General features: G+C 73.5%; 11 protein-coding genes and 2 pseudogenes. 9 read left to right on the forward strand and 4 right to left on the reverse strand.

All coding sequences use genetic code 11. From position 1 onward, the window contains the following. Window positions 1-110 precede the first annotated feature (110 nt). Window positions 111-1,073: a DUF4349 domain-containing protein gene (locus O7627_RS29150; RefSeq protein ID WP_278096658.1), complete on the forward strand. Its 963-nt coding sequence runs from the start codon at window positions 111-113 to the stop codon at window positions 1,071-1,073. A 138-nt stretch (window positions 1,074-1,211) separates the two neighbouring features. On the opposite strand, the gene O7627_RS29155 is transcribed toward O7627_RS29150, so the two are convergent. Both O7627_RS29155 and O7627_RS29160 read right to left on the reverse strand, forming a co-directional pair. Beyond that, the gene (locus tag O7627_RS29155) at window positions 1,212-2,471 is read right to left on the reverse strand and encodes an amidohydrolase (RefSeq protein ID WP_278096659.1); all 1,260 of its coding nucleotides are present in this window, start codon (window positions 2,469-2,471) and stop codon (window positions 1,212-1,214) included. 588 nt (window positions 2,472-3,059) lie between these two features. Continuing rightward, window positions 3,060-4,643 (reverse strand): methylmalonyl-CoA mutase family protein, encoded by a 1,584-nt coding sequence (locus O7627_RS29160; protein WP_278096660.1) that lies wholly within the window; start codon window positions 4,641-4,643, stop codon window positions 3,060-3,062. 205 nt (window positions 4,644-4,848) lie between these two features. Here O7627_RS29160 and O7627_RS29165 point away from each other — a divergent pair, with 205 nt between their 5' ends. The 3 genes and pseudogenes from O7627_RS29165 to O7627_RS37235 form a co-directional block, all read left to right on the forward strand. Continuing rightward, complete coding sequence (locus O7627_RS29165) at window positions 4,849-6,819, forward strand: serine/threonine-protein kinase (RefSeq protein ID WP_278096661.1); 1,971 nt, start codon at window positions 4,849-4,851, stop codon at window positions 6,817-6,819. 7 nt (window positions 6,820-6,826) lie between these two features. Beyond that, a pseudogene (locus O7627_RS37230) lies at window positions 6,827-7,486 on the forward strand (phospho-sugar mutase); the annotation flags it as partial. Between the two features lie 141 nt (window positions 7,487-7,627). Next, window positions 7,628-8,620: pseudogene (locus O7627_RS37235) on the forward strand (phospho-sugar mutase); the annotation flags it as partial. A gap of 182 nt (window positions 8,621-8,802) precedes the next feature. Here the strand turns inward: O7627_RS37235 and O7627_RS29175 are convergent. Beyond that, window positions 8,803-9,486 carry a GPP34 family phosphoprotein gene (locus tag O7627_RS29175; protein ID WP_278096663.1) on the reverse strand — a complete coding sequence of 228 codons (684 nt, stop codon included), beginning with the start codon at window positions 9,484-9,486 and terminating at the stop codon, window positions 8,803-8,805. Between the two features lie 45 nt (window positions 9,487-9,531). Further along, window positions 9,532-10,164 (reverse strand): uracil phosphoribosyltransferase, encoded by a 633-nt coding sequence (gene upp / locus O7627_RS29180; protein WP_278096664.1) that lies wholly within the window; start codon window positions 10,162-10,164, stop codon window positions 9,532-9,534. An 88-nt stretch (window positions 10,165-10,252) separates the two neighbouring features. Between upp and deoC the strand changes: the two genes are divergently transcribed. The 5 genes from deoC (at window position 10,253) to O7627_RS29205 (ending at window position 15,033) form a co-directional block, all read left to right on the forward strand. Further along, a complete protein-coding gene (gene deoC, locus O7627_RS29185; protein ID WP_278096665.1) occupies window positions 10,253-11,236 on the forward strand; it encodes a deoxyribose-phosphate aldolase in 984 nt (327 codons plus the stop codon). Between the two features lie 2 nt (window positions 11,237-11,238). Further along, complete coding sequence (locus tag O7627_RS29190) at window positions 11,239-12,672, forward strand: aldehyde dehydrogenase family protein (protein WP_278096666.1); 1,434 nt, start codon at window positions 11,239-11,241, stop codon at window positions 12,670-12,672. Beyond that, the gene (locus tag O7627_RS29195; RefSeq protein WP_278096667.1) at window positions 12,665-13,489 is read left to right on the forward strand and encodes an aldehyde dehydrogenase family protein; all 825 of its coding nucleotides are present in this window, start codon (window positions 12,665-12,667) and stop codon (window positions 13,487-13,489) included. The genes O7627_RS29190 and O7627_RS29195 overlap by 8 nt, the downstream gene beginning before the upstream one ends. 173 nt (window positions 13,490-13,662) lie before the next feature. Next, window positions 13,663-14,085 (forward strand): BlaI/MecI/CopY family transcriptional regulator, encoded by a 423-nt coding sequence (locus tag O7627_RS29200; protein WP_278096668.1) that lies wholly within the window; start codon window positions 13,663-13,665, stop codon window positions 14,083-14,085. A 3-nt stretch (window positions 14,086-14,088) separates the two neighbouring features. Next, window positions 14,089-15,033 (forward strand): M56 family metallopeptidase, encoded by a 945-nt coding sequence (locus O7627_RS29205; protein ID WP_278096669.1) that lies wholly within the window; start codon window positions 14,089-14,091, stop codon window positions 15,031-15,033. Window positions 15,034-15,056 lie beyond the last annotated feature (23 nt).

A 15,056-nucleotide genomic window follows, 5' to 3' on the forward strand; every position in this document is an offset into this window, starting at 1 on the left:
CCTCACAACCGAATCGTGATGTCCTTCCCGGCAGTCTGCCGGAACCGGACCGCGACCGCCGCGCGTCTCACGGAACACCCCGACACGGGGGGTTGCGGAGCGGAGGAGACATGGGGAGGAACGTACAGCGCCGGATGGCCGCGCTGGTCGGCGTGGCGGGGTTGGCGGCGGCCCTGATCCTGGGCGGCTGCGGCGCGGCGGAAGACTCGGCCGGGGTCGAGACCGGATCGGCGGCCGACGCGCCGGCCCAGCGGGAGGGCGCGCCGCCGGCGGGCGCGGACCGGGGCGCCGAGGACGGCAACGAGGCCGACGCCGGGGCGGGGGCCGCCGCCGACCTGCGGGTCGACCAACGGCAGATCGTCTACACCGGCTCGATGACCGTCCGGGTCGACGACGTCGAGGCGAAGGCGGCCCGCGCGGTCGCGCTGGTGACCGGCGCCGGCGGGTTCGTCGGCGGGGACCAGCGGACCAGCAACGACTCGTCCAGTGAGGCGTCGCTCACGCTGCGGGTGCCGGCCGACCAGTTCGCCCGGGTGGTGGACGGCATCGCCGAACTCGGTGAGCAGCAGCACCGCGACATCAAGACGGAGGACGTCACCGAGGAGTCCCTGGACCTGGACGCCCGGATCACCACCCAGCAGGCCCGGGTGGCCAGCGGCCGGCGGTTGCTGGCCGAGGCGGACAGCCTCAGCGACCTGGTGATGCTGGAGCGGGAGTTGGCCAGTCGGGAGGCGGACCTCGCCTCGCTGGAGGCGAAGAAGCGCCGGCTGGCCGATCTGGTCGCGCTCTCCACCATCACGGTGACCCTGCTCGGGCCGGACGCGCCGGACGACACCGACGACGGACCTGACACCGGCTTCCTGGTCGGCCTGGGCGCGGGCTGGACGGCGTTCCTCGCCTCGATGGGGGTGCTGCTGACCGTCCTGGGTGCGCTGCTGCCCTGGCTGGTCGCGCTCGGCGTACCGGCGTTCGCGGTGCTCTGGTTGGTCCGGCGGCTGGGTCGGCGGTCCCGGCCGGCTGGGGGTGCGGCGCCGACCGCCGCCGCCGGGTCCCCGCCACCACCACCGGGCTGATCCGGTACGACGCGCGTCGGCCCCGGCGGCTTGCCGGGGCCGACGCGTCGCGGCGCGGGTAGGGGGCGGGCTGGACGCGGGGCGGAGGCCGGACGCGGGGCGATGCCGGCGCCCCCGGGTCGGCCCGGAGACGCCGGATCAGGCGATGGCGGCCAGCGCCCGGGTCGCGGTGTGCACCAGCAGCCGGACCCCCACCCCGATCGCCCGTTCGTCCACGTCGAAGGTGGGCCGGTGCAGGTCGGCGTTTGGTGACAGCCGGCCCACGCCGAGCCGGGCCAGCGCGCCGGGAACGTACTCGAGGTACCAGGAGAAGTCCTCGCCGCCCATGCTCTGCGGCGTCTCGGCGACCGCGGTGGGGCCGGCGGTGGCCTTGGTGGCGGCGGTCAGCAGCCGGATCGCCCGGGCGTCGTTCACCACCGGCGGGCGGCCGCGCAGGTACTCCAGGTCAACGGTGGCGCCGGTCGGCGCGATCACGTCCCGGACCACCTGGGCGACGATCTTCGGGGCGGCGTCCCAGGTGTCCCGGTCGAGCACCCGCAGGGTGCCGGCGGCCATCGCCTCGTCCGGGATGACGTTGTACTGGGTGCCGGCCGACGCCTGCCCGAAGACCAGCAGCAGTCCGCTGTTGGCGGCGACCCGGCGGCTGACGAGTGCCGGCACCTCGGTGACCAGCCGGCCCAGCGCGTCGACCAGGTCCACGGTCAGGTGCGGTCGGGCGGTGTGGCCGCCCGGCCCGGTCAGCCGGACGGTGATGTTGTCGGCCGCGGCGGTGATCGGCCCGATCCGCAGGCCGACCTGCCCGACCGGCAGGCTCGGGTCGCAGTGCAGGGCGAAGATCTGGGCGACCTCGTCCAGACCGCCCGCCTCGATCACCTCCAGCGAGCCGCAGGGCAGGATCTCCTCGGCCGGCTGGAAGATCAGCCGGACCCGGCCGGTGAGCTTGCCCCGCTCGGCGAGCCGGGCCAGCAGCAGGCCCAGGCCGAGCAGGACGGTGGTGTGCACGTCGTGCCCGCAGGCGTGGCAGGCACCATCCACAGTGGATCGGTAGGGCACGTCCTTGGTGTCGGTGAGCGGCAGCGCGTCGAGGTCGGCCCGGAAGGCGATCACCGGCCCGGTGCTGCGGCTGCCGATGTCGCAGATCACCCCGTTCCCCTTGGGCAGCAGCCGGGGGTTGAGGCCGGCGAGCGAGAGTTCCCGGGCGATCAGGGCGGCGGAGTCGTACTCCTGCCCGGAAAGTTCGGGGTGGGCGTGCAGGTGCCGGCGGGTCGCGATCAGGTCCGGCAGCCGGAAGGCCAGCAACTCGTCCAGCCCGGCTGGGAGGGGCTCCGCCCCGGCAGGCGTCTCCGGCCAGGATGAAGCCAGCCCACTGCCTGTCGGCATTGTCAACACACTCGTCACGTCGATGTCTCGATCACTAGAGGTGGATGGATCTGGACCAACAGGGGACAGCCTAGACCGCCGAAGGTAACTCTGCGCAACGTCGTTTTGGTAGCGATCGGACCGCGCAGCGTCACAAAGTGCCTGGTGAGAGCGGCCAAAAACGCCAAGACGGCCGTACGGATCGACGCCGTTCACCGACATTAGTGTCACACCTCCTACAACGCGTGACGATATTGCCGGTCACGATCCGCAATCTTCTGGTGTCCGATTCGCCGGAACCGACGGCGGTCCCCGACCGGTCCGCGACCGGCCCCGGGCACCCCGGACGACCCCCTTGATCAAGCTCGCACACCAGGTCGGAGGCGGTGCGCACCGCGCGTCCGTCAAACCCGGCGGGCCGGCCGGGCCGCCCCGCGGCAGCCGGCCACCGCCCCGCGACACCCCGGCCACCGCGACGAACACGCCCGGCTCTTACCCCGAATCACCCGGGGCAAAAGGCGTCGGGCCACCCGGTCGACCGCGAACCGCTCGACGCGCCCGGAAAGTCCTGGAACCGGCCCGGAAAATCCGGCGGACGGTTCGGAAAATCGCGCCGAACCGGGGCGCTCAGAACCGGTCGGTCGGCCGGTAGATCCCCCAGACCTGGCGCAGCGTGCCGCAGACCTCACCGACGGTCGCCTGCGCCCGCAGCGCCTCCTTCATCGGATAGAGCACGTTCGTCGTACCGGCGGCCGCCTCGCGCAGGGCGGCGAGGGCGCGCTCGACGGCGCCGGCGTCCCGCGCGGCCCGCAGCTCGGCCAGCCGGCGGGCCTGCGCGGCCTCGATGGTCGGGTCGACCCGCAGCGGCTCGTACGCCTCCTCGGCGTCGACGGTGAAGCGGTTCACCCCGACCACCACCCGGTCCCCCGAGTCGATCTCCTGGGCGGTCCGGTACGCCGAGGTCTCGATCTCCCGCTTCTGGAAGCCCGCCTCGATCGCCTCCACCGCCGACCCGTGCTCGGCCACCCGCGCCATCAACGCGTCGACCTCCTCCTCGATCCGGTCGGTCATCGCCTCCACGACGTAGGAGCCGGCGAACGGGTCGACGGTGGCCGTCAGGTCCGTCTCGTGGGCGAGCACCTGCTGGGTCCGCAGCGCCAGCCGGGCGGCCTTCTCGGTCGGCAGCGCGATCGCCTCGTCGAAGCTGTTGGTGTGCAGCGACTGGGTGCCGCCGAGCACCGCGCCGATCCCCTGCACCGCGACCCGGACCAGGTTCACCTCGGGCTGCTGGGCGGTCAACTGCACCCCGGCGGTCTGGGTGTGGAAGCGCAGCATCCAGGACTTCGGGTCCACCGCGCCGAACTCGTCGCGCATCAGCCGGGCCCAGATCCGCCGGGCGGCCCGGAACTTCGCCACCTCCTCCAGCAGGGTGGTCCGGGCCACGAAGAAGAACGACAGCCGGGGCGCGAAGTCGTCCACCGCCAGCCCGGCGTCGAGCGCGGCGCGCACATAGGCCAGTCCGTTGGAGAGCGTGAACGCGATCTCCTGCACGGGCGTGGCTCCCGCCTCGGCCATGTGGTAGCCGGAGATGGAGATGGTGTTCCACTTCGGCACCTCCTTGCGGCAGTACGCGAAGGTGTCGGCGACCAGCCGCAGCGACGGCTTGGGCGGGAAGATGTAGGTGCCCCGGGCGATGTACTCCTTGAGGATGTCGTTCTGGATGGTCCCCTTGAGGGCGGCGCCGGGCACCCCGGACTCCTCGGCGACGAGTTGGTAGAGCAGCAGCAGCACCGACCCGGGCGCGTTGATCGTCATCGAGGTGGAGACCTGGTCCAGTGGGATCCGGTCGAAGAGCAGCCGCATGTCCTGGATGGAGTCGATCGCCACCCCCACCTTGCCGACCTCGCCGTGCGCGACCGGGTCGTCCGAGTCGTAGCCCATCTGGGTGGGCAGGTCGAAGGCGACCGACAGGCCCATCGTGCCGGCCGCGAGCAGCTGGTGGTAGCGGGCGTTGGACTCGGTGGCGGTGCCGAAGCCCGCGTACTGCCGCATCGTCCACGGCCGGGAGGTGTACATCGTGGGGTACACCCCGCGGGTGTACGGAAACTCCCCCGGCGCCCCGATCCGACCCGCCGGGTCCGCGGGCAGATCGCCGGCGTCGTAGACGGCCCTGATCGGGAATCCGGACTCGCTCAACCGAGACTCACTCATCTCCGGATGGTAGGACGTGCTGGTGGGAGGCCGGGTGAGGTATTGCGCACAGCGCGTCCGAGCCGGCATACCCGAGGTGAGTTCACCGGTACGGAAAGTCAGTTCCGGAGAACCCCCGCCCGTCGCCTTTCCCTCGGGGGTACCGAACCCGCAATATAGGGGGGTTGTGTCCCGTGCCCCTCTCGATTTCCCGGTGGCCTTACCTGTGACTCAGATCCCGACGTGGAGCGGCGGACCAGTCAACCCCACCAATGGACGCGCGGCGCCCGGCGCCACCATCGGCGGCCGGTACTCGCTGCGCGCCGCGGTCGGCCACGGCGGGATGGGCACCGTCTGGCGGGCCGCCGACACGCTGCTGCGCCGCGACGTGGCGGTCAAGGAGGTCGTGCTGCCGCCGGGCCTGGCGCCCAGCGACCGCGACGCCATGTACGAACGCACCCTGCGCGAGGCGCGCGCCGCCGCCGCCCTGCAGCACCCCGCCGTCGTGCAGGTGTACGACGTGGTGACCGAGGCCGGCCGCCCGTGGATCGTGATGGAGCTGCTGGACGCGCGGAGCCTCGCCGACATGGTGATCGAGGACGGGCCGGTGGCCCCGCGCGCCGTCGCCAAGATCGGCATCGCGCTGCTCGGCGCACTGGAGGTCGCCCACGCGATCGGCGTCCTGCACCGGGACGTGAAACCGGCGAACGTGCTGATCTGCAACGACGGGCGCTGTGTGCTCACCGACTTCGGGGTGGCCCGGATGCCCACCGACGTCCAGCTCACCACCCCCGGCATGGTGCTCGGCTCGCCGCACTTCATCTCCCCCGAGCGGGCGATGGGGCAGGAGTTCGGGCCGCCCAGCGACCTCTTCTCGCTCGGCGTGACGCTCTACACCGCGGTCGAGGGCCGACCTCCGTTCGACAAGGGCGACCCGATCGAGACGATGCACGCGGTGGTCGAGGACCCGCCCGCGCCGCCGAGCCGCTCCGGGCCGCTGACCGGGGTGCTGATGGGGCTGCTGGAGAAGGACCCGGCCCGCCGGTTCGACGTGCCCACCGCCCGCGGCATGCTCCGGGAGCTGCTGGCCGGCCCGCTGGCCAGCAAGGCGCCCGGCCACCTGACCACCGACCCGTACTCGGTCGTCCCGCCGCAGCGCTCGCCGTGGCAGCCGCCGGCCGCCCAGCCGCAGCCGCAGCCGACCGGCCAGATCGGCGGCCGGGCGATGCTCGCCCCCGGCGAGTCGCTCACCGACCGGCTGGCCGAGCTGCAGCGCGCCGGTCACCAGATGCCCACCCCGGCCCAGTACGCCGCGGCCGGCCTGGCCGACACCAACCCGACCCAGCCGCCGGTCCCGGCGGTCAACGCCCCGACCGGCGCGCTCACCGGCGCCACCGGTGCGATGCCCGGCAAGCCCTGGGACCAGCCCACCCGGGCCGGCTGGGGTGCCGCCCCACCCGCCGGCGGGCCGGGCACCGAGGCCGGTGGGCCCGGCACCGGGGTCCGGCCGGTCGGCGCCGCCGCGGGCGGTAAGGCGCTGCTGGACCGGGCGCTGGTCGGCGCGAAGCGCACCGGCGGCACCGCGGTCGAGACCGTCAAGGGCTGGCCGCGCAACCTGCAGCTTGCCGCGGCCAGCGGGCTGGCCGTGGTGCTGCTGCTCGGCGCGGTGCTGCTGTTCAACGGCTCCGACCAGCAGCCCACCCCGCCACCGCAGGCCGCACCGACCACGCCCGCCCCGGTCGGCGCCTCCTTCGAGACCCAGACGTACGCCGAGAAGGGCCTGTCGGTGAACGTGCCGGCGGGCTGGAAGCGGGCCACCGGCGGGTCGTACGTCGACTTCACCGACCCCGACGACAGCGGCCGCCGGGTCCGCATCATCGTCGAGCCCTTCGGCGGCACCCAGGCGCTGCGCTGGGCGGAGGTCGCCGAGAACGGCCTGGAGAGCCGCAGCCGGACCTGCGCGAAGCCGTACAACCAGATCTCGATGACCGAGGCGGAGCTGGCCGGCCGGGCCGGCGCCGAGTTCGAGTACACCTGCGGCTCCGGCGACAACATGCGGCACGGGGTGTGGCGGATGGTCCCGCAGGACGGCAAGGCGTACTCGTTCTACCTGACCACCACCGACGGCCGGTTCGAGGAGAGCAAGGTCATCTACGACGAGATGGTCCGCTCGTTCCAGTTCAGCGCCGCCGGCTGACCCGGGCATGACGGCCGGCACCGGGGACCTCGACGAGCTGCGCGCCCGCGCGGAGCGCTGGCTCGCCGACGACCCCGACCCGGCCAGCCGTACCGAGCTGCAGAACCTGCTCGACGGGCTGCCCGGCAGCCGCGCCGAGTTGGCCGACCGGTTCGCCGGCACGCTCGCGTTCGGCACCGCCGGGCTGCGCGGCCCGCTGCGCGCCGGCCCCAACGGGATGAACCTCGCCGTGGTGACCCGGGCGGCGGCCGGCCTGGTCGGCTGGCTCGCCGCCCGCGAAGCGCCGGGTCCACTGATCATCGGGTACGACGCCAGGCACGGTTCGCGGACGTTCGCCGAGCGCACCGCGCAGGTCGCCACCGGCGCCGGCCGGCCGGCGCTGCTGCTGCCCCGACCGCTGCCCACCCCGATCCTCGCGTACGCGGTGCGCGCCCTCGACGGGGTGGCTGGCGTGATGGTGACCGCCAGTCACAACCCGCCACGGGACAACGGCTACAAGGTCTATCTCGGGGCCGCGCTCGGCGGCCCGCGCGGAGCGGGCGCCCAGATCGTCACCCCGGTCGACGCCGAGATCGAGGCGGCGATCCGGGCCGTCGGTCCGCTACTGGAGGTGCCCCTCGGTCCGGCCGGCGGGACACTCGACGACCGGGTGACCGCCGACTACGTCGCCGCCGCCACCGGCCTGCTCCGTGCCGGAACCGACGTCGGCACTACCGGCGGCGGCACGGACGACGGCACGGGCGGCACGGGCGGCGGTGGCACGGACGGCGGCGCTGACGGCGGTGGCACGGGCGGCGGCGCTGACGGCGGTGGGGCGCGGGAGTTGGTGGTGGCGTACACGGCGCTGCACGGGGTCGGGGCGGCGGTGCTCACGGCGGCGTTCGCCAGGGCTGGCTTCGCCGTACCCGGGCTGGTGGCCGACCAGGTCGAGCCGGACCCGGACTTCCCCACCGTCGCGTTCCCGAACCCGGAGGAGCCCGGCGCGGTCGACCGGCTGGTGAAGGTGGCCGGCGGCATCGGCGCCGACCTGGCCATCGCCAACGATCCGGATGCCGACCGGTGCGCGGTCGTGGTGCCCGACCCGGGGGCGGGCGGCGGTTGGCGGATGCTGCGCGGCGACGAGGTGGGGGTGCTGCTCGCCGACCACCTGATGCGGCGCGGCGTCCACGGCCTGTATGCCACCACCATCGTCTCCTCGGCGCTGCTGGGCCGGATCTGCCGGGCCCGCGGCCTGCCCTACGCCGAGACGCTCACCGGCTTCAAGTGGATCGTGCGGGCGACGGCGGGCGACGCCCCGCTGGTCTACGGCTACGAGGAGGCGCTCGGCTACTGCGTGGCGCCGGACCTGGTCCGCGACAAGGACGGCATCACCGCCGCGCTCACCGTCGCCGAGCTGGCCGCCGGGCTGAAGGCCCAGGGGCGGACGCTCGCCGACCGGCTGGACGAGCTGGCGGTCGAGTTCGGGCTGCACCTGACCGACCAGCTCTCGGTCCGGGTGGACGACCTGGCCGAGATCACCTCGGCGATGGCCCGGGTCCGGGCGCGGCCGCCGGCCGAACTGCTCGGCGTCGCGCTGACCGGGGTCGAGGATCTGGCCCCCGACGCCGACGTGCTGATCCTGCGCACGGCCGCCGCCCGGGTGGTGATCCGGCCGTCGGGCACCGAGCCGAAGCTGAAGGCGTACCTGGAGGTGGTGGAGCCGGTGGGCGCGGCGGGTGAGCTGCCGGCGGCGCATGGGCGGGCGGCGGCCGCGCTGGCCGACCTGCGCGCCGAGACCGCCGCCGTGCTCGGCCTCAGCTGACCGCGAACCGGCGGCTGTCCGCCGGACCCGGTTCCTCGAACCTCAGCGACCGAGCCGGTCCACGCCGCGTCGCGCCGTGGCGCGGCGTCGTGGCGCACCCAGCCGTTGCTCAGCCGAGGTGTTCCACGGCTCCGCGCGCCATGATCATGGGTGTCGCGGCCGAGCCGGACGGGGCGGGGTGGTCAGGCGCGGGCGCCGAGGGCGGCGTCGATGGCGCGGGTCAGGGCGGCGACGACAAGGGCCACCGAGGGGCGCACGGTCGAGGAGTCCAGGCTCACGGTGCCGGAGAAGCCGGCGCCGCCGGCGATCTCCTCCAGCCGCCGGTGGGCGTCCTGGACGGCCGCGCCGGTCAGGCCCAGCGCCGGTTCCATCCGGACCGCCGCCACCAGGGTCGCCAGCGCCGCCGTCCGCTCGTCGGGCACCTCGTCGCCGGTGAGCGCGGTCGCCAGCCGCTGCCGGATCCCGGCCTCGACCGTGGAGTCCACCGACGGGTAGCGGTGCACGTGGACGTAGCCGTCCATCGCCGTCTCGTCGATGTCGCAGACGATGTCCCGCTCCACCAGGTCGGCAAGTACCCGGGAGCGCAGCCCGTGCCGGAGCCGTTGCAGCCAGGACGCCGGGGTGTGCGGGGTGTCGGCGGCCATCCGGGCCAGCACCTCGTCGTCGATCGGGTTACCGGTCGGCGTCGGGTCGACCACCACCATCGAGCCCTCGGAGAAGGCGACCCGGCCGGCCAGCGCCAACTCGACCAGGACCGCCGCCGCCATGCCCAGATCCAGGCCGATCCGGGAGCCGGTGGCCTTGCCGGACTTGTCGTCGTACCCGAGCAGCAGCAGTTCCTCGGCGAGCGCAACATCGGTGGTCATGGCCCGAGACGGTAGCCGCTCCGCGCACGTCGCGCATGCCTGCTGTCAGAACCGGGGCATCCCGCCGAACTGTCGGTCACCGGCGTCGCCGAGACCGGGCACGATGAACATCTTCTCGTTCAACCGCTCGTCGATCGCGGCGGTCACCAGCCGCAGTGGCAGCCCGGACCGCTCCAGCCGCTCGATCCCGGCCGGCGCGGCCAGGACGCAGAGCACGACGATCTCGGTGCAGCCCCGATCGGCGAGCAGCCGGCAGCAGTGCTCCAGCGACCCGCCGGTGGCCAGCATCGGGTCCAGCACCAGCACCGGCAGCCCGGTCAGGTCGGTGGGCAGCGACTCCATGTACGCCCGGGGCTCGAAGGTCTCCTCGTCCCGGGCCAACCCGACAAAGCCCATCGAGGACTCCGGCAACAGCGCCAGCGCGGCGTCGGCCATCCCGAGCCCGGCCCGCAGGACGGGCACCAGCAGCGGCGGGTTGGCCAGCCGGATCCCCTCGGTCGGTGCGACCGGCGTCCGCACCTGGTAGCGCTCGACCGGGAAGGAGCGCGCGGCCTCGTACACCAGCAGGGTGGTGAGTTCGCGCAGCGCGGCGCGGAACGCCGCCGGATCGGTGCGAGTGTCGCGCATCACGGTCAGCCGGGTCTGCGCCACCGGGTGGTCAACGACGAGTACGTCCACGGTCGCCCAACCTACCGGGCAGAGCCGGGACCGGCATCGCCGCCCGCTCACAAGATCATCCAGCGGGGTGGTGCGTAGACTCGTCGGCATGACCGCGACACCGACGTCGACGCGCTCCGACCTGTCCGAGCTGGGCCGTTCCGGGCCGGCGCTACGGGCGTTCCTGCACGGCCTGCCGGGCGTGGACCAGGTCGGCGTGGAGCAGCGGGCCGCGATGCTGGGTACCCGGTCGATCAAGACCAGCGCGAAGGCGTGGGCGATCGATCTGGCGATCCGGATGGTCGACCTGACCACCCTGGAGGGGGCTGACACCCCCGGCAAGGTCCGGGCGCTGTCGGTGAAGGCGATCCGGCCGGATCCGGCCGGTGCGACCGACACCGAGGGTGGTCCCGGGCCGTGTCCGAGCGTGGCGGCGGTGTGCGTGTATCCGTCGATGGTGCCGGTCGCCGCCGAGGTGCTGCGCGGCTCCGGGGTGCACCTGGCCAGCGTGGCGACGGCGTTCCCGTCGGGGCAGGCGCCGCTTGAGGTGAAACTGGCCGACACCCGGTCCGCGGTGGCGGCCGGCGCCGACGAGATCGACATGGTGATCAGCCGGGGTGCGTTCCTGGCCGGGGACCACCAGCGGGTGTACGACGAGATCGTGGCGGTCAAGGACGCCTGCGGCGACGCCCACCTGAAGGTGATCCTGGAGACCGGGGAGTTGGGTGGCTACGACAGCGTCCGGCGGGCCTCCTGGCTGGCGATGCTGGCCGGCGCCGACTTCATCAAGACCTCGACCGGCAAGGTGCCGGTGGCCGCGACGCTCCCGGTCACCCTGGTGATGCTGGAGGCGGTTCGCGACTTCCGGGACACCACCGGCCGGCAGGTCGGCGTCAAGCCGGCCGGCGGGATCCGCACCAGCAAGGACGCGATCAGGTATCTGGTCGCGGTGAACGAGACCGTCGGCGAGGACTGGCTGCACCCGGACTGGTTCCGGTTCGGCGCCTCGACGTTGCTCAACGACCTGCTGATGCAGCGGGCGAAGCTGGCCACCGGCGTGTACTCCGGTCCCGACTACGTCACCCTGGACTGATCATGGCTTTCGAGTACGCGCCCGCGCCCGAATCCCGCTCGGTCGTCGACATCGCGCCGTCGTACGGGCTGTTCATCGGCGGTGAGTTCGTCGAACCGGGTGACGGGGGGATGTTCAAGTCGATCAACCCGGCGTCGGAGGAGGTGCTGGCCGAGGTCGCCGAGGCCGGGTCGGCGGATGTGGATCGGGCGGTGGCGGCGGCGCGGGCCGCGTTCGAGCGGGTGTGGGGGCCGATGCCGGGGCGGGACCGGGCCAAGTACCTGTACCGGATCGCGCGGATCGTGGCCGAGCGCGGCCGGGAGTTGGCGGTGCTGGAGTCGCTGGACAACGGCAAGCCGATCCGGGAGTCCCGCGATGTCGACATTCCGCTGGTCGCCGCGCACTTCTTCTACTATGCGGGCTGGGCCGACAAGCTCGGCCACGCCGGGTTCGGCGCGGACCCGCGGCCGGTGGGGGTGGCCGGGCAGGTGATCCCGTGGAACTTCCCGCTGCTGATGCTGGCGTGGAAGATCGCCCCGGCGCTGGCGGCCGGGAACACGGTGGTGCTCAAGCCGGCCGAGACCACCCCGTTGACGGCGTTGTTGTTCGCGCAGATCTGTCAGCAGGCCGACCTGCCGCCTGGGGTGGTGAACATCATCACCGGGGCCGGTGAGACCGGTCGGGCGCTGGTCGAGCACCCCGGCGTCGACAAGGTCGCGTTCACCGGCTCCACCGAGGTCGGGCGGGCCATCGCCCGCGCGGTGGCCGGCAGCCGCAAGAAGCTCACCCTGGAGTTGGGCGGCAAGGCCGCCAACATCGTCTTCGACGACGCCCCGATCGACCAGGCCGTCGAGGGGATCGTCAACGGGATCTTCTTCAACCAGGGCCACGTCTGCTGCGCGGGGTCCCGACTGCTGGTCCAGGAATCCGCGTACGAGCCGGTGTTGGCCTCGCTCAAGCGGCGGATGGCCCGGCTGCGCGTCGGTGACCCGCTGGACAAGAACACCGACGTCGGGGCGATCAACTCCGCCGCCCAACTCGACCGCATCCGCACCCTCTCCGATGTCGGTACTGAGGAGGGCGCGCAGCGCTGGTCACCGCCGTGTGACCTGCCGGACCGGGGGTTCTGGTTCGCCCCGACCATCTTCACCGGGGTCAGTCAGGCGCACCGGATCGCCCGCGAGGAGATCTTCGGGCCGGTGCTGTCGGTGCTCACCTTCCGCACCCCCGCCGAGGCGGTCGAGAAGGCCAACAACACCCCCTACGGGCTGTCGGCCGGGATCTGGACGGAGAAGGGCTCCCGGATCCTCTGGCTGGCCGACCGGCTGCGCGCCGGGGTGGTCTGGGCCAACACCTTCAACAAGTTCGACCCCACCTCCCCGTTCGGCGGGTACAAGGAGTCGGGCTACGGCCGCGAGGGTGGCCGGCACGGGCTGGAGGCGTACCTCGATGTCTGACCGGGTGGCCGTGCGTAAGACGTACAAGCTCTTCATCGGCGGGAAGTTCCCGCGCAGCGAGTCGGGGCGGTCCTATCCCGTGCAGAACACCAACGTGGCGCTCGCCTCCCGCAAGGACGTCCGGGATGCCGTGACTGCGGCCCGTGCGGCGGTCAAGGGGTGGTCCGGCGCGACCGCCTACAACCGGGGTCAGATCCTCTACCGGATCGCCGAGATGCTGGAAGGCCGCCGCGACCAGTTCGTCGGGCTGGGCGTTCCCACCGACGAGGTCGACACCGCCATCGACCGCTGGGTCTGGTACGCCGGCTGGGCCGACAAGATCGCCCAGGTGTACGGCGGGGCGAACCCGGTCGCCGGTCCGTACTTCAACCTCTCCGCCCCGGAGCCGACCGGTGTGGTCGGAGTGGTCGCCCCGGCCCGGCCGGCGCTGCTGGGGCTGGTGTCGGTGATCGCCCCGGCCATCGTCACCGGCAACACCGTCCTGGTGCTGGTCGCCGAAGAAGCACCGCTGCCGGCGGTGACCCTGGCCGAGGTGCTGGCCACCTCCGACCTGCCCGGCGGAGTGGTGAACCTCCTCACCGGCCGGCCGGCGGAGACCGCACCGTGGCTGGCCGCCCACCTCGACGTCAACGCGCTGGACCTCACCGGCGTCGCCGACCCGGAACTCGCCGTCGAGCTGGAACGGGCAGCAGCCGGCAACCTCAAACGGGTGCTGCGCCCACCGACTGATGAACCGGACTGGACCGCCGACCCCGGCCTCGCCCGGATGACCGCCCTGCTGGAGACCAAGACCGTCTGGCACCCCAAGGGCACCTGATCGGCCTCTCCGCAGGTGTCGACCAGGGTGGAATCAAGATCCACAGGACAAGTTGCACGCACTGACGGCGAATGGCGTGCTCAATGTCCTTACGATCTCGGGCAAGCCGGGCGGGCGCCGGTCAGCGGACGCAGGACGACGGGAGGTCGTACTACGGGCGGTAGGCTGGGGGCGTGACGCGACTGGGTGACCTCGAACGCGCGGTGATGGACGTGCTCTGGGACTGGCCCGCCGGGACCGGGGCGGGTGTCACGGTTCGCGAGGTCGCCGAGGCGTTGCCGGGCCGGGAGTTGGCGTACACCACCGTGATGACGGTGCTGGACCGGCTGGCCGGCAAGGGCATGGTGGAGCGGGAACGGGCCGGCCGGGCCTGGAGCTATCGGCCGGCCGCCAGCCGGGAGGCGCACATCGCCGGGCTGATGCTGGACGCGCTCGACCTGGCCGGCAGCCGGGACGCCGCGCTGGTGCGGTTCGCCCGCTCGGTGTCGGGCACCGAGGCCGAGGTGCTGCGCGCCGCGCTCGCCGCCGAGGCGGACCCGGCCCGGGGCGACGGGACCGATGCCCCGAGCACCGCACCGGAACCACGGCGAGGCTGACCGGTGGTCCAGGCCCTGCACTTCGGCGGCGCGCTGGTGGCCTGTTACCTGGCCGTCCAGGTGCTGATCCGGGCGCGGTGGCTGCGGCAGGGGTGGGCCTGGCAGCACCCTCGGCTGGCCATCGTCTGCTGGCAGGCGATCGGGCTGGCGGTCGGCCTCTGCGCGATCGGGCTGCCGCTGGCGCTCGGGCTGGCCCCGTACGCGGTCGGCACCGGCACGGCGGCGCGGGAGTTCGCCGCGGACCTGGCCGCGCTGGCGGCCGGGGCGCCGGTGGGCGACACGCTGCCGGCCGGGCTCGGGCCGGTGCACCTCGGCCTCGTCGGGCTCGCCACGGCGGTGGCGACGCTGCTGCTCGGGGCGACGGTACGCAGCGTGGCCGGTACGCTGCGCGCCCAGCGCCGGCATCGTGACCTGCTCGCCCTGGTGGCGCGGCAGGATCCGGCCGCGCCCGGCGCGCTGGTGCTCGACCATCCGAGTGCCGCCGCGTACTGCCTGCCGGGGGTGCGGCCCCGGGTGGTGGTGAGCGCCGGCACCCTGAGCCTGTTGGAGCCGGCGCAGCTGGCGGCGGTGCTCGATCACGAGCGGGCGCACGCTACCGAGCGGCACGATCTGGTGCTGCTGCCGTTCACCGCGCTGTGTCGGGCGCTGCCCGGGGTGTGCTGGGTGCGGGCCGCGCGCCAGATGGTGGCGCTGCTGGTGGAGATGCGCGCGGACGACCGGGCCCGCCGGGCGGCGTCCGCCGGGCCACTGGTGGCGGCGTTGCAGCGGTTCGCCACGGCCGGGCCCCGGGTCGCGCCGGCCGGCGCCCTCGGCTTCACCGACGACCAGCTTGAGGCCCGGCTGCAGCGGTTGCTCGGCCCCGCCCGGCCGGCCCCGGTACGCGGCGCCGTGGCGCTCGGGATCGCCGGCCTGCTGCTGGCCCTGCCGCTCTCGCTCTTCCTGGCCTGATCCGGCCCCACCCAGCGCAACTA

This window comes from Solwaraspora sp. WMMD1047 (assembly GCF_029626155.1).
Lineage (GTDB): Bacteria > Actinomycetota > Actinomycetes > Mycobacteriales > Micromonosporaceae > WMMD1047.

Coding starts and splice junctions, on each gene's coding strand:
- O7627_RS29150 (WP_278096658.1), top strand. CDS start 111: ATGGGGAGGAACGTACAGCGCCGGATGGCCGCGCTGGTCGGCGTGGCG.
- O7627_RS29160 (WP_278096660.1), bottom strand. CDS start 4,643: ATGAGTGAGTCTCGGTTGAGCGAGTCCGGATTCCCGATCAGGGCCGTC.
- O7627_RS29175 (WP_278096663.1), bottom strand. CDS start 9,486: ATGACCACCGATGTTGCGCTCGCCGAGGAACTGCTGCTGCTCGGGTAC.
- deoC (WP_278096665.1), top strand. CDS start 10,253: ATGACCGCGACACCGACGTCGACGCGCTCCGACCTGTCCGAGCTGGGC.
- O7627_RS29190 (WP_278096666.1), top strand. CDS start 11,239: ATGGCTTTCGAGTACGCGCCCGCGCCCGAATCCCGCTCGGTCGTCGAC.
- O7627_RS29195 (WP_278096667.1), top strand. CDS start 12,665: ATGTCTGACCGGGTGGCCGTGCGTAAGACGTACAAGCTCTTCATCGGC.